The sequence below is a fragment of the Burkholderia sp. BCC0419 genome (assembly GCF_902830285.1).
GTDB lineage: Bacteria > Pseudomonadota > Gammaproteobacteria > Burkholderiales > Burkholderiaceae > Burkholderia.
The window spans coordinates 1-935 of record NZ_CADESR010000024.1; the positions used below are offsets into that span (position 1 = coordinate 1).

General features: G+C 65.0%; 1 pseudogene. It reads right to left on the minus strand.

Annotated features, from left to right (window positions below):
* Positions 1 to 929 (minus strand): annotated as a pseudogene (locus tag HWW87_RS36845) (RND family transporter); the annotation flags it as partial.
* Between the last annotated feature and the right edge of the window lie 6 nt (positions 930 to 935).

Here is a 935-nt window from a genome sequence, read left to right on the forward strand (position 1 = left end):
TCGAACGAACTCTGTCCGTGCGCGATCTCGCGGACGATGAAGTTCACCTGCTGCACGCCATGCGACACGCCGATCGCGAACACGAGGAACGGCACGAGCACCGCGAGCGGATCGAGGCCGAAGCCGAGCAGCTTCAGGGTGCCGAACTGCCATACGAGCGACGTGAGCGAGCATGCGACCAGCAGCACCGTGAAGCGCACCGAATGGCAATACCAGTACACGGCGAGCGTGGTCAGCAGCAGCGCGACCGCGCAGAAGCCAAGCACGGCCGTCGCGCCGTCGGCGATGTCGCCGATCTGCTTCGCGAAGCCGATGACCTGGATCTCGTAGCCGGCATCCTCGAACGGCTTGCGGATCTTGTCTTCGAGCAGGTGATTGAACGCGACGTAGTCGAGCACCTTGCCGGCGCTGTCGCGCTCGTTCAGCTCGGCCGTGATCATCGCGCTGTCCTCGCCGTGCGACACGAGCGTGCCGACGTAGCCGCCGAGCGTCGTTGCGCGGCGAATGCCCTGCACGCGATCCGGTGTCAACTGGTCGGGCGTGATGGTGCCGGGAATGATCGGCTCCGCGCGAAAGCCCTCGTCGGTCACTTCGTTGACGAACGCGTTCGGCGTCCACAGCGAGCGTACCCCGATGCGGTCGACATTCGGCAGGTATGTGACCGCCTGCGTGACGTCGTACAGCCGCGTCAGCCCCGGCTTCGACCAGATCGAGCCGTGCTTCGCGCGCACGACCACCGTGATCCGGTTCGCGCCGAGCAGGTCGTTCCGGTATTGCTGGAACGTGCGGATGTACTCGTGCCCGATCGGCATCTGCTTCTCGAAACCGGCATCCATCCGCAGTTGCACGGCGAACACGGCCATCGCGACGGTGAACAGCGCGATCGCCGCGAGCACGATCGCGCGGTGACCGAAAAAGAACCTTTCCAGGCGACT